This is a genomic window from Flavobacterium lacus, assembly GCF_003268815.1.
Classification (GTDB): domain Bacteria; phylum Bacteroidota; class Bacteroidia; order Flavobacteriales; family Flavobacteriaceae; genus Flavobacterium; species Flavobacterium lacus.
In genome coordinates this window covers 1-15,034 of record NZ_QLSV01000019.1, presented here as the reverse complement: position 1 = coordinate 15,034, position 15,034 = coordinate 1, and the positions used below count along the sequence as shown (strand labels likewise).

The following is a 15,034-nucleotide window of genomic DNA, read 5'->3' as shown; positions in this document are numbered from 1 at the left end:
AAAATAAATTATGAGTAACACAAAAAACAAAATAGAAGCATCAGATAAGAGTATTAATGATCTATTAAAAGACCAGAAGTTTTTTATTGATTATTTCCAAAGAGAGTATCGATGGCAAGAAAAGCACATGATTGCTTTAATTGAGGATTTAACAAATGCTTTTTTAAAATCTTACAATAAAGGGGATAAACGATCTGATGTAGCCAATTATCAAAGTTATTATTTAGGCCCTGTTGTTTTTAGTGTTGCAGATGGAAAAAACTCAATTATAGATGGGCAACAGCGAATTACATCTATAACTTTATTCTTAATTTACCTTAATCATTTACAAAAAAACAATCAAACACAAGTAAATATAGAAAACTTGGTGTTTTCTGAAAAATATGGAGAAAAGTCATTTAACATGACCGATGATGATAGACAACAAGTATTGAAAGGATTATTTGAAGACGGTATATATGAATTAAAAGAAAATGAAGATGAAACTGTAATTAATATTGTAAATAGATATAATGATATTGACCATTGTTTTCCAGAAGATATTACAGATGAGGCATTACCTTATTTCATCGATTGGTTTATAGGAAATGTAATTTTAGTAAAAATTACAGCGTATTCAGATGAAAATGCCTACACCATTTTTGAAACCATGAATGATAGAGGAATGAATCTTACAGCCACTGAAATGTTGAAAGGCTATGTTTTATCTAGAATCAACAATTCGAAAGAAAGAAGTTCCTTAAATGAAATGTGGAAAAATCACATAAAAAGTCTACATGATTTAGATGAAAATGCTGATTTAGATTTCTTCAAAGCTTGGTTTAGAGCAAAATTTGCCATAAGTGTTAGACCAAGAAAAGTAGATTCTGAAAATCAAGATTATGAGCAAATAGGAACTAGATTACATGAATGGTTTAAAAATAATCATGAAGAAAAATTCAATTTAAAAACCTCTGATGATTTTAAAGTTTTCTTTGAAAAAGAATTTGATTATATGGTTAAAGCTCATTTGTATATTTGGGAAAAAAGCACAAAGTTTGACAATACATATCCTCATTTATTTTATGCAAACTATTGGGGTATAGCATCCTCGTTATCTGATGCACTATTATTAGCTCCCTTAAAATCAACTGATTCAATGGATATAATGAAAAAGAAAATTGATGCTGTTGCAAGATTTATTGAAACTTATACAGTTAGAAGATCTGTAAACTTTATGAAATTTGGAGCTTCATCTATTCAATATACTTTTTTTAATATAACTAAAAACATTAGAGATCTAGACTTAGAAAATCTGAATGATGTGTTAACAAATGAAATCAATCAAATGGAGCAAACATTTGATGGAATAAAAAACTTCAGATTACATCAACAAAATTATTCGTTTGTAAAACATTTACTTTGCAGAATAACATCCTTTGTAGACGAAAGCGTTGGAAGAGGAATTACTTATCAGTCTTACCAGGAACCAATAGGTAAAAAGTTTGAAGTTGAACATTTGTGGAGTAACCATTTTCATAAACATAAAGATGAGTTTGAACAAGAATGGGAATTTGTTGAAGTGAGAAATTCTATTGGTGGTTTAATCCTACTACCAAATGGAACAAATCAATCATTTAATAGTGATGATTACATTGATAAACTGCCACATTATTTAAAAGAAAATACTTTTGCTCAAACATTACATCCTGATTTTTATATAAAAAACCCTAATTTTAGAAATAGTATATTAGCCAACATTCCATTTAAAGCACATATTGAATTAAGAAAGCAAAACATTGAACAAAGAGTTGAAGTTGTAAAATTACTCTGTGAACAAATTTGGTCAACTGATTATTATAAAATTTAAAGCATTATGCCTAGCCAAACCAACGAATCCGCCCTTGAACAATCCATCGAAAAAAAACTAACCGATTCTTCTTTAGAAGAATTGAAAGTTATAGCAAGTGGTGGTGTAAACGAGCCAAACGAAATCTATCGTTCCGGCAACGGCTACTATATTGGTTATGCTTCCGATTTCAATGCAAAATACGCCATTGATGAAGTACGTTTTTGGCATTTTTTGGAAACTACCCAAAAAGAAGAATTGGCCAAACTTCAAAAACAAAACGACTGGAAGTTAAAGATTTTGGAACGCTTGGATCGAATGATAAAGAAATACGGCGTTTTAAAATTACTTCGTAAAGGTTTAGAAATAGATGATGCTCACTTTACCCTATTTTATGTGTTGCCCTTGGCTAGCAGTAGTCAAACTGTTAAAGAAAAATTTGAACAAAATGAATTTAGTGTTACTCGACAAGTTCGTTATTCGGTAACCAATCCAAGAGAAGAAATTGATATGGTTTTGTTTATTAACGGTCTCCCCTTCTCTACGATGGAACTCAAAAACCATTGGACAGGTCAAAATGCTAAAGTACACGGACAAAATCAATACAAATTTAAACGAGATATCACTCAACCTTTATTAAACTTTGGTCGCTGTATTGTGCACTTTGCTGTTGATACCGACGAAGTATATATGACCACCAAACTTGACGGTGGCTCCACTTTTTTCTTGCCATTTAATTTGGGAAATAATCACGGTAAAGGGAATCCAACTAATCCCTTTGGGCATAAAACTTCTTATTTATGGGACGAAGTTTTAACTCGACAAAGTGTGGCTAATATCATCCAACATTTTGTTCGTTTTGATGGTTCAGAAAAGGATAGTTTAACTAAACGTACGTTGTTCTTTCCTCGCTACCATCAAATGAATGTGGTTAGAAGAATCATAGACGATGCGAGTAAAAAAGGTGTTGGACAAAATTACTTAATTCAACATTCCGCAGGTTCAGGAAAATCAAACTCTATTACTTGGGCTGCTTATCAGTTAATTGAAACGTATCCGGAAAGTGACACTATTCCCGGAAGTAAAGGCGTTTCAAATCCATTATTTGATTCAGTCATTGTAGTCACCGACAGACGATTATTAGACAAACAATTACGAGAAAACATCAAAGAATTTTCGGAAGTAAAAAATATTGTGGCTCCTGCCTATTCATCAAATGATTTAAAAGAAAGTTTAGAAAGTGGTAAACGAATCATCATTACCACCATTCAAAAGTTTCCGTTTATCATTGATGGTATCGCCGATTTGAGCGACAAACGTTTTGCTGTCATTATTGATGAGGCACATAGTAGTCAAAGCGGTTCAGCAGCAGACAATATGAATCGAGCGATGGGAAAAATCAATACTGACATTGATGAAGAAGTTGACCCGCAAGATATTATTATTACTGCTATGCAATCCAGAAAAATGCGTGGAAATGCTTCTTACCTAGCTTTTACTGCAACACCAAAAAACAATACGTTAGAAAAATTTGGTGTCCAACAAGAAGATGGTTCATTCAAACCGTTTGATTTGTACTCGATGAAACAAGCCATTGAAGAAGGATTTATCTTGGATGTTTTAGCCAATTATACAACGTTTAAAAGTTATTATGAAATTGAAAAATCAATAGAAGATAATCCATTATTTGATACCATAAAAGCTCAAAAGAAACTTCGTGCTTATGTGGAACGACATAAAGAAACCATTGCTTCCAAAGCAGAAATTATGTTTGACCATTTCTATCATAAAGTGGTTAATACTAAAAAACTAAAAGGAAAAGCCAAAGCTATGGTTGTTACACAAAGTATTGAATCAGCAATTCAATATTATTTTGCGTTAAAAAACATCTTAAAAGACAAGGGAAATCCGTTTAAAATTGTCATTGCTTTTTCAGGAAAAAAAACCGTAGAAGGAATTGAACACACCGAAGAAAGTTTGAATGGTTTTGCGGAAAAAGACACGAGAGATAAATTTAATGAGGATGATTATCGAATATTAGTCGTCGCTAATAAATACCTAACAGGTTTTGACCAACCCAAGCTAACTGCGATGTACGTAGATAAAAAATTGCAAGGTGTTTTGGCAGTACAAGCTTTGTCACGTTTAAATAGAGCAGCAGATAAATTAGGTAAAAAAACAGAAGATTTATTTGTGCTTGATTTTTTCAATTCTGTGGGAGATATCAAAGAAGCTTTTGATCCATTTTATACGGCAACCACTTTAAGCAGAGCAACAGATGTAAATGTACTGCACGAAATTAAAGGCGTTTTAGATGAAGTTGGGGTGTATGAGTGGTATGAAGTAGAAGATTTTGTTGTAAAGTACTTTAATAAAGTAGATGCTCAATTATTAAGTCCGATAATTGATACTGCTGCAGAACGATTTAATTCGGAATTAAAATTAGAAGATAGCGAGAAAGCAGATTTTAAAATTAAAGCGAAACAGTTTGTAAAAATATATGGTCAAATGGCGGCTATTCTTCCTTATGAAGTAATAAATTGGGAGAAGCTATTTTGGTTTTTGAAATTTTTAATTCCAAAATTAATTATAACAGATAAAGACATTGATGCTTTAGACGGTTTACTTAATTCGGTAGATTTATCAACCTATGGACTGGAACGTGTAAAATTAAATGAATCCATTGTATTAGATGATAGTGAAACGGAACTAGATCCACAAAATCCAAATCCGAGAGGAGCACACGGTAGTGAAGAAGCTGAAGACCCATTAGAGTTGATTATAAATAGTTTCAACGAAAGATGGTTTCAAGGTTGGGAAGCTACACCAGAAGATCAAAGGATAAAATTTGTTACATTGTCCAAACAAATTCAAGCACATCCTGATTATCTACTCAAAGTAGCTAGTAATCGTGACGTGGCAAATAGAGATTTAGCATTCAGAAAAATATTAGATGAAGTGATGTCTAAACAACGTAAAAACGAGTTGGATTTATATCGATTGTATGCCAAAGATGATGCATTTTATCAAGCTTTTTTTGATACGATGAAGAGAATGGTTGGGGTGAATGTTTAAAATTCTATTTTTATTTATTATATTTAACAAAGAAACCAAACACTTATGGAGAGTTTTAAAGAAGAACTTACTCAATTTTTTGATATGATTGAGGCTGTTCCGCAGGGTAAACGATATTGGATTGTCAGAACTGAAGGAGGTGAATATTTTGAAAGCTTTACAAATTTTAATTTTGTAGCTATAGGTCATGAAGAGATTACTCTAAAAAAAGTAGATGACTTAAAAAAAGCGTCAAAAAACTTGGATGAACTCCGTTTAAAATTAAAAACGCATATTGAAAATATTTTACCGGATAGAAACGCTGGATTGATGGCGGGTCAAATTGTACGATTTATATATGAAATGAAAAAGGGAGATATAGTGGTTGTTCCATCAGAAGGTTCTGCTTTTATTTCCATCGGAGAAGTTCAACAAACACTATTACTTGAAGTTACGGATTTGGATTTAGACAGAACTGGTTGTCCGTATAGAAAACGAAAAAAAATTAGGTGGCATAAAACTGTTTCAAAAAAATCCTCAGATATTTTATTACGGAATGCAATGCAATCGCATCAAGCCTTAAATGATATTACACATTATGGGGACATTGTAGAACGTTCAATTAGTGACTTTTTCAAAATTGATGATGAAACGAGTATTATTATTAATGTAAATAGAGAAAGTAACGTTCCTGCTCCTGATCTATTATATTTTGGAAGCGATATTCTTCGATTTACAGAAGGCTTTATTAAACATCACAATCTTCATTTTGATGTTTCTGATATTCAAATAAAAATAAATGTTAATTCTGAAGGTAAGACGCAATTTATATCTAAAAATGGACGTTTAATTCTTTTAGTAGGCTTAGTGATAATTGGTTTAACTGGTGGTGGTTTAACTATAGATGTTGAGGGATTCAATATGGATTTATCTACGGATGGTTTAATTTCTAAAATTATTGAGTATCAAAATAATAATCATGACAGAGCAATGCAAAAAGAAATCTTAGAAGCAAAAGATTCATTGCAAATTTCTAATAATGAAGATTTACTAAAATATTTGAAACAATTTGCTATTAATAAGGATAAACCTAAATAAATACATATGCAAATTTTAAACATACTTTCACTAATAGCTACTTTTGCAGTTGCACAAGTATTGTTTTATTTAATTTTCAAAATTACCTTTAATAAAGTGCAAATTTTTAATACACAAATTCTATTACGTATTAAATTAAAGCATATTTTATCATTTACAATTTCTACACTTTTGTTAATGAAGTATACGACATTTTATATTCCATTTTAATAAGAGCAATATTGATAGCAACCTGACTTTCCCCCTGCTACCCTAAGTCTCCAATCTAGTATATTGCTCGGCGAATGTCTCTGACTTCGCCGCATTACATCAACACCACGAAGTTTCACACAGTACAGCGGTCGGCGAATTCCGATAGCAATCCGTGCTGACTTCCTCTTTCCCCAACTACTTTTAATTAGCGGAAAACTCGCGTTTTCACTCCACAAGATTTTTTTTTATCTTTAACAAAATAATCAGTTCCGCATTTCGAATCTGATGTAAAGCGGGTGTGCGTTTTCTGTGAGGCAAATTCAACAAACTTAAAGATACACACCACCCGCAACATACAATTAAAAAGCAACTATGATTTTTATATTTGGTATTATTTTGATGGCAGTGGTATTGCACTTTGTTGTTTTTCAACCTTGGTTGGAAAAGAAAAAATATCAAAATACAACCTACCTTACTAACCTTAAACAAATTTCGCTGTTTTTTGATGCCCTCGAACAATTTGATGATTATATCACCTGGGTGCATCGCGATGCTATCAAACAACAGTTTTCAGCAGTTGGAAAGTACTTTAAACACAAAACCACTTTTTATAAAAAAGAAGAAAAAGTAAAAAAGTTCAATGCCGTTTTTCACGATTTTGACCGCTATATCATTCAGTACAACCAAAACTATGTACAAACGCAAAAAGAAAAACTCCGTGATTATTTTGACGATGTAGAAGGAAAAAAATTGGATGACCAACAACGAACGGCTATCCTAACCGACGAATATTCCAACTTAATTATTGCCGGTGCAGGTTCGGGCAAAACGTTAACCATACTGGGAAAAGTAAAATACTTGTTGGAACAGAAAAAGGTGCAACCCGAAAACATCTTGTTGCTTTCGTTTACCAAAAAAACAGTGGATGAATTAAATGAACGACTACAAAAAATTGGACTGGATGCACAAGCCACTACTTTTCATAAACTCGGCTATGATAGTATCAAAAAACACCAAACCACTGTGCCGGTTGTAACCAATGAAAACACTATCGGTAAAATAATCAAAACCTATTTAGAGGAGGAACTATTTAACGATGAAGCAGCTTTAAAAGCTTTCATTGAATATGTGGCGTGCTTTATGAATATTCCGGAAGAACATGACAGTTATGATTCTCTTGGCGAAAAATTAGATACTGAAAAAGGGATTAATTTTGAAACCTTAAAATCGAAATGCGAACCGGAACCCTTAAATAAAGTAGCAAAAGCATCGCTTGACACGATTCAAGGGGAAAGGGTAAAAAGTATTGAAGAACTTACGATTGCCAACTTTTTGTTTTTAAACGGTATTGCCTACGACTATGAAAAGCCCTACCCTTTTGGTAACGTGGTATATCGTCCTGATTTTTACCTGAAAGACTACGACATTTATTTGGAACATTTTGGTGTGGATGAAAACAATAGGGCAAAATATCTTACGCCGTTTTATGAGCAAAAATATATTGCCGAAATGGAGCTAAAAAGAGAGACGCATAAAACCTACAATACAAAACTGATAGAAACTTATTCCTATTACAATCGCAATAAGGTTTTACTCGACAAACTCAAAGAGCTTTTGGAAAATGAAAAGGTTGTTTTCAAGCCCATCGATGTCAAAAGTATTTTTACCAAAGTCACCGAAAAGGACAAGAATTTTGGTAAAGAAATTACGAAACTGGTTGAAACGTTTATCAATTTATGTAAATCAAGACAATTGGATTATGACGCTATCACAAAATTGTTTTCAGATAAAAGAATAACAGCTAATGATTACATGCTTCAAAGGCAAAAACTCTTTTTACAATTTGCCCTTCCCATCTTAAAAAAATATGACCAAACGTTGAAAGATAAAAATGAAATTGACTTTAATGACATGGTAAATCTGGCAACAGACCTCATCCAACAAAATAAACCACTTACTTCCTATCAGTATATTATTATTGACGAATACCAAGACATTTCTTATTCACGGTTTAATCTCATCAAAACCATTCGAGAGCTATCCGGAGCAAGATTAATTTGCGTGGGTGACGATTGGCAATCCATTTATCGCTTTGCGGGGAGTGATATCTCCTTGTTTAGTCAATTTGAAAAATATGTGGGCAAACATGAAAAATTATTCATCGAGCAAACCTATCGGAATGCACAATCGCTGATTGACATTACTTCAAAGTACATTCAAAAAAACAAGAAGCAACTACCTAAAAACCCAAAGTCAAAAAAAGAAGCGTTGGACAATCCCATCAAATTGGTGTATTATTCACAAGATAACGCTGATGAAATATTTATTAGGGAAGTTCAATCACTTCTTGATAAAATGGGTAAAAAGCCCATTTTGGTTTTGGGTCGTCATAGTTTTGACATCAATGAATTTATCAAGCTTACCCCTAACAGCAAAATAAAGTATAATGAACGCAACGACAAAATAGAGATAAAAGGGCTTGAAGAACTCGACATTAAATACATCACGGTTCATAAATCAAAGGGATTGGAAGCCGATAATGTGATTGTACTCAACCTAAAAAATCACTTATTAGGGTTTCCCAATAAAATGAGTGACGATCCGATGTTATCGCTATTGCTGAGTGATGATGAAGAATATCGTTTTGCGGAAGAACGACGGTTGTTTTATGTAGCCTTAACAAGAACCAAAAACGAAGTGGTCTTGCTCATTCCGACCGATGTTTCCTTATTTGCAGAAGAATTAATAACCGATAACGACTTTTTGTTCAGTACGAACGATGATAAAGTAAGTAAAACAAATTGTCCGTATTGTCAAACCGGGTTTTTGGTGGTTCGACAAAACCCGCTAAAAAACAATCACTTTTTGGGTTGTTCCCATTATCCGAGTTGTAACCAAACGTTCAACGACATTACGATTTTAGAAAATACGATGCTTTGTCCGAGTTGTAAAAGTGGTTTTATGGCCAAGAGAAGTGGCAAGTTCGGCAATTTCTTGGGATGTACTAATTATCCAAAATGTTCCCATACAATCAATTTGTAGGTGATAATTTTAATGGATTTAAAAGGTTAAGTGGTTTTGATTCTATTGAGGGTTGAGATGCTTCCTGCGTCAGCATGACAAGTAACCGGAAAAAGATTGTGGTAATTTCAACCCTCGAAGGGTTCCAACGAGGGTTAACGCACTCCATCATACCCATCAAACAACGTTTGTTGATACACGTCACCATTGAATTTATTGATTAATTCACGGATAAACTCGTAGTGTTTCACGTATTGGTTGGGGATGAGCAGTAGTTGGATGTTTTTGCGTTGTAATAAGTCCATTTTGAGCTTGTCAGATTGCACGGTGCGTTTGTTGTGATAATGCTCCCGCCCATTGATTTCAAATACCACTTTCGGTTGATTATCCTGAAAAAGCACCCCATCCAACTCCTTTTTATTGACCAACGAATTGTTGGCTTCTTCCGGAAACAAGTCCACTATTTTGACATTCCGTTTGAATCGGGTGTCTTTTAACGAACAATAATGTTGCATGGTTTTGTAAAATTCGTCTTCAAATCGGGAATTGTTCGAGAATCCAATCGTTAGTTTATTTACTGTACTTTGGGTGACATGCGTGGTACCGTTTTTGGCAGCATAGTCAATCAAGGCATATAAATCATCGTCTTTTCGAGATAAGACAGCAATGGCTTGTAAATCAGTCACTACAATCAGGTTTTGTTTGGCTCTTGTAATGCCCACGTTGATCAATTGGCTGTTATTTTTTATCCAATCATACGTCTTTGGGGAAGTTTTAGTGGAAAGAGCGGTAGAGATAATGATCGTCTTGTTTTCTTGTCCCTGTACTTTGTGAATGGTGCCGCAACTCACGGAATCAGCAATTACGCCGGCTGCTTTGGCTTGGGTCACATAATGATTCAGCACTTCCTCTTGGTTCCTAAACGGTGTAAGGATGAATACATCGGTTAACTTATTGTTTTTGATGTATTTTACAATTTCAACGGCTTCTTCCAGTTGGGCGTTTTTGTTCTTTTGGTTGGCATTGGTCACCGAAAGCAATTGAATGCTTCCGTTTTCTTTGATGGCCGTGAGGTTTAACCGTTGTTCATAAAAGCGTTTATTGGAATAGTCAATTATTTTTCTCCCACAACGGTAATGGTAACTCAATAAAATTTCCCTTGAAATGCTATCCATTTTTTTATAGGCCGACAAAATGGAATGATGGTAGTAACTGTATTCCACATCAATGTTAAACAGCTTCATCATTTTATCGTTCTTGTGCTCTTCAAAAAGGATAATGGGTTGCAGTTGGTTGGTATCGCCAATCAACACCATGTTTTTACATTTAGAAATGGGCACTAAACTGGTGGGAATATCACATTGTCCGGCTTCGTCAATGGTTAATAAATCAAATTTAAACGTTTGTCCCAATCGCCTACTGGAGATGTTGGTGGTTAAAATAACAGGAAATACTTTCGTGAACTTTTCAAGGTTTTTGTCATCGCTTATCCACGTATTGAACTCTTTGAGCTGTTTATTTTCTTCTTCGATAAATAGAATTTCAATTAATTCAATATAGTCTTTTGTTTTTAATCGCTTGATGTACCGCAACGATTCAAAGTAGAAAAATTGGAGCAGTTTATAATTCCCGTCGATGATTTCAAAAATGCCTTTGACATCTTCTTCTTTGGTTTCAGGGATGGAAAGTATTTTCTTTTCCAGTTTTTCTTTTTCCTGTTTCAATAACCAATAATCGCCACGTGACAGCAATCCATTGATGAACTCTAAATTTTGTTGCAAGTCAGTTCGTTCTTCATACTGCTGTAACTTTTCCACCAATCGTTTGTTTCGCTCTTTTGAATTTTCTTTTAAATTTAGCAGAAGCGATTCTTTGGGTACATCAGTGGTTTCAAATTGGTACAGCTTTTTAATGGTTTGCAAGGCTTCCAACGTGCATTGTTTGTTTCCTAACCGAATAAAGGGAAGGACAATTTCTTTGTCGCGGTACTTTCCTAACGTTAATTTTTCTTTGATGCCATCAATCGGAATGTTGTTATTGGAAGAAATCAGTATCGTTTTATTGTTGGTGATACAGTTAACCACAATGTTTAAAATGGTTTGTGTTTTTCCGGTTCCGGGAGGCCCTTGCACATACGTTATCGGGTATTTGAGTGAATTGTAAATGGTGCGTAATTGGTCAATGTTCACATTTTTATCGTACAACACAATATGCGGTTCTCTCCTATTTTTTCGGTCTAAAAGCGATGCGTTTTTAAAGAATGCTTTCAAAGGAATCTGCATTTCTTTGTTTTGATGTTCGGTATTGATGCGATCAAAAACAGGGGCAATATCTATTTTGGAATAGCCTAACACCACCACTTCCGGTCGCGTATTAGGCAATTCTCCTACTTTAAAATTTTCACTTAACCATTCAATGGTCGTCGTTGGGTCGTTAAGGTAGAACTCTTCAAAATCTGAGGTAATCATATCCGTATAATACGATAAAGAATACTTCACATCTTTGATATAAAAATGAGGATTAAAATGCGTCCCTTTACTAATTTGAATGGTCTTTTTCACGGGGTCATACGTCAACTCCCGATACGCCACGATGAATTTCCCTTTGGAAGCAATATCAATGGAAAACTCACTCAGAGCCAATTTGTACTCCTGAAACTTGGTGTATTCATTATGGTAAATTTCTTTGAGCAGGTATTTTTGTTGTGCTAACGACAATTGAAACGGACTTTGTTGCACCAATTCGGTCAAATCAATCTCCGGTATTAAATGGGCTTGGTGTAAAAAAGGGTCGTTATTGGTTTTGTAACATTCCAAGTAATAGTTTAAAATTGCATTGTTGTATCGGTCAAATTCATAATCGAGTAAACTTTCGTCTTCGTGTAGCTTTTTGATTAATTGCTCCGGTACGTTATAATGGGAAAACTTCAATAGTTCAGCAGATTGTATGGCTGCAATGGAAAGCGTTGTGTTTAAAATGGGTTCGTCTTTGTTGACATTGAACATGTCCACTACTAGTTTACCCCGATTATTTATATCCAAAATGGAAATCCAAAAGTGCTTTACTTCCTCCTGTTTGTTTTTGTAGTAGATGCTCAGGTACTTCCCTCCCCTGATGGCTTCTCCTATTTTATGGATGACTTTTTTGTTGATTTCCATTCTAGTTGCTTTGTAAACTGCCTTTTAAAAGGGTAGCAATCGATTAACTATTCAAATATAGTAATTTTGTTTAACCTAACCCTCGAAGGGTTCCAAACCCTTCGAGGGTTAAAAACAAAAAACCGCTTCACATTGCTCTCAATTACCCTACGGGAACAAACCCAGCCCATGGCCCTTTTTAGGGCCCTAGATAGGCTGTATATAACACAAAAGTGTCAACTAGTTGAAGGTGTTGTAAAGTACTTTTGAAAGTGGTTTTGTGATTGGAAAAATCAATCATCAATTTTTAACCAAATCCTACATTGGATGTTGATATACAAGGGATTGTATGTGGCGAAGCCACTTGACAAAATCGGTATTATTATATAAAAAGACAAAGCAAATTGTCAAGTGCTATAAATAGAAGATATCGGCCATATAAACATCCAATGTAGAATTTTAAATAAGTTTTTGTATCAAAAACAGATAGTGTTCCATAGTATAGTACGCCTATCTTTTTAAAATAATATAAAAATGCGCTCATTTTTATTTTATAGCACCCATATTTATTGTAAATTGCGCTCATATTTTTACAAACATGGCTAAAAACACTCATTTTTCTCAAACAGCACCTATTTTTCATGGACGAATCACACCTGAGGAAGGGACTATTGTAGGTTATTCTGCAATTATACATCAGTTGAACTTGGCAGTACCTATGCCTGCATCGATTGCCTTGGTTTGTGCCAAAAACAAAAAATATCAAAATGACCAATGGAATGTATTTCCAGCTATTTATCTGCCAGAGGACAACCTTCAACAATCAGAAATAGAATCTTTGCATAAGCATCTTGTGTTTGCTCTTAAATATGAAGGTATCAATTTGCTCGTCTTTCGTTTTCTTGCTAAGTCTTACACAACAAAACAATTAAGTGAATTGGTTCAAATAGAACCCACAGGACAATACAGCCGTAAAATTTGGTTTCTGATAGAATGGTTAACTGGACAACAAATTGAAGGAAAACAAGATTTGACTAAAAAAAGCTATATAAAATTAGTTGATGAAAAACTACAATACGCCATTGAAGGAAAAAAATCATCAAGGCATTTAATCATAAATAATTTGGCTGGAACGGTTGATTTTTGTCCGCTTATCACCAAAACCGAAAAACTGGAACGCTACATCAACAAGAATACTGTGGATAGCATTAACACAGTTATCAAAGGAATCCGTAAAGATGTATTACTCCGAACATCTTCCTTTTTGTTATTAAAAGATTCCAAAGCATCGTTTACTATAGAAGGTGAAAATCCAACTCAAAACAGAGCGATGCGCTGGGGTAAAGCCATTGGACAAGCAGGAAGCAAACCTTTGAGCAAAGAAGAACTGTACCGACTTCAACAAATTGTAATTGAGAATAGCAAGTTTGTAACCATGGGCTATAGGACCGAAGGCGGATTTGTTGGTAAACACGACAGAACCACTGGAGAACCTATCCCTGAACATATCTCAGCGCGTCATGAAGATATTGAAATCTTAATGAATGGGTTGATAGACGCTTCCAAAAAAATGGAAATCAATAGTTTTCATCCCATATTAACAGCAACAAGCATCGCATTTGGGTTTGTATTTATCCATCCATTTGTTGATGGTAACGGAAGGTTGCATCGCTATTTAATCCATCATTTGTTGTCAGCCATGAAATATAGTCCACAGGGCATTATCTTTCCAGTGTCGGCTTCTATTTTAGAAAGAATTGATGATTATGCCAAAGTGCTGGAAAGCTATTCCCATCCATTGTTGGATTTTATTCAATGGGAGACAACCAAAGACAACAATGTCACCGTGTTGAATCAAACAGCGGATTACTACCGTTATTTTGACGCTACCAAACAAGCTGAGTTTTTATGTGAGTGCATAGATAATACCATTCACGTTATTATTCCCGAAGAAGTGGCCTATTTACAAAAATATGATGCCATGAAACTTTGGTTAGATAATAACTATCAAATGCCTGACAAGATGGTTGCTTTGTTGATAAGGTTCTTGGAACAAAACAATGGTTTACTATCACAAAGAGCCAAAGAAAAGGAATTTGCCGTTTTAACAGAAAAAGAAGTAAAAGAAATAGAAGAGAATTACAAAGTGTATTTTAATTAAAAACTAATCAATTTATTTTTAAAAATTAAATAAAATGAAAAAAATAATTTTATTGTTAATGGTCTTGTGTTTTGGATTAACCTATTCACAAACCATCCAATCCAAGAACCACGCCACTACAGGTTACGTAAAACCCGATGGCACCATTCAAGACAAAAATCATGCAACGGTTGGCTACATTAAAAATGGAACCCCGCTACGCAAAGTGTTAAGAACAAATACCCTATGAAATGCTCCGCAAATGTCTCCCGACTTTGCGGAAATTTATGAGGTTTAACCCTCGAAGGGTTCCAAACCCTTCGAGGGTTGAAAAAAAAATGAACCAAAAGTATTTATTTATCGTATATCATTCAAAAATTATAAATTATACAAAAAAATGAAAAATGTAAACAAAATTGTACTAGCATTAGTACTAGTAATTCCCCCGCTACGCAAAGTGTTAAGAACAAATACCCTATGAAATGCTCCGCAAATGTCTCCCGACTTTGCGGAAATTTATGAGGTTTAACCCTCGAAGGGTTCCAAACCCTTCGAGGGTTGGAA

7 protein-coding genes are annotated in these 15,034 nt (G+C 34.1%); 6 read left to right on the top strand and 1 reads right to left on the bottom strand.

Annotated features, from left to right (window positions below; translation table 11 throughout):
- The first annotated feature begins 10 nt into the window (after positions 1-10).
- From B0I10_RS14915 to B0I10_RS14895, 4 genes are all read left to right on the top strand, one after another.
- Positions 11-1,849: a DUF262 domain-containing protein gene (locus B0I10_RS14915; protein WP_112087319.1), complete on the top strand. Its 1,839-nt coding sequence runs from the start codon at positions 11-13 to the stop codon at positions 1,847-1,849.
- Positions 1,850-1,855: 6 nt separating this feature from the next.
- Positions 1,856-4,903, top strand: a complete 3,048-nt coding sequence (locus B0I10_RS14910) for a type I restriction endonuclease subunit R (RefSeq protein ID WP_112087318.1) — start codon at positions 1,856-1,858, stop codon at positions 4,901-4,903.
- Positions 4,904-4,948: 45 nt separating this feature from the next.
- Positions 4,949-5,980: a hypothetical protein gene (locus B0I10_RS14905; RefSeq protein ID WP_112087317.1), complete on the top strand. Its 1,032-nt coding sequence runs from the start codon at positions 4,949-4,951 to the stop codon at positions 5,978-5,980.
- Between the two features lie 564 nt (positions 5,981-6,544).
- Positions 6,545-9,214 (top strand): UvrD-helicase domain-containing protein, encoded by a 2,670-nt coding sequence (locus B0I10_RS14895; RefSeq protein ID WP_112087315.1) that lies wholly within the window; start codon positions 6,545-6,547, stop codon positions 9,212-9,214.
- A 134-nt stretch (positions 9,215-9,348) separates the two neighbouring features.
- On the opposite strand, the gene B0I10_RS14890 is transcribed toward B0I10_RS14895, so the two are convergent.
- Entirely contained in the window at positions 9,349-12,351 is a 3,003-nt protein-coding gene (locus B0I10_RS14890; protein WP_112087314.1) for a DEAD/DEAH box helicase, read from the bottom strand.
- Positions 12,352-12,928: 577 nt separating this feature from the next.
- Between B0I10_RS14890 and B0I10_RS14885 the strand changes: the two genes are divergently transcribed.
- Both B0I10_RS14885 and B0I10_RS14880 read left to right on the top strand, forming a co-directional pair.
- Positions 12,929-14,491 (top strand): Fic family protein, encoded by a 1,563-nt coding sequence (locus B0I10_RS14885; RefSeq protein ID WP_112087313.1) that lies wholly within the window; start codon positions 12,929-12,931, stop codon positions 14,489-14,491.
- A gap of 34 nt (positions 14,492-14,525) precedes the next feature.
- Positions 14,526-14,720: a hypothetical protein gene (locus B0I10_RS14880; protein ID WP_112087312.1), complete on the top strand. Its 195-nt coding sequence runs from the start codon at positions 14,526-14,528 to the stop codon at positions 14,718-14,720.
- The last annotated feature ends 314 nt before the right edge of the window (positions 14,721-15,034 follow it).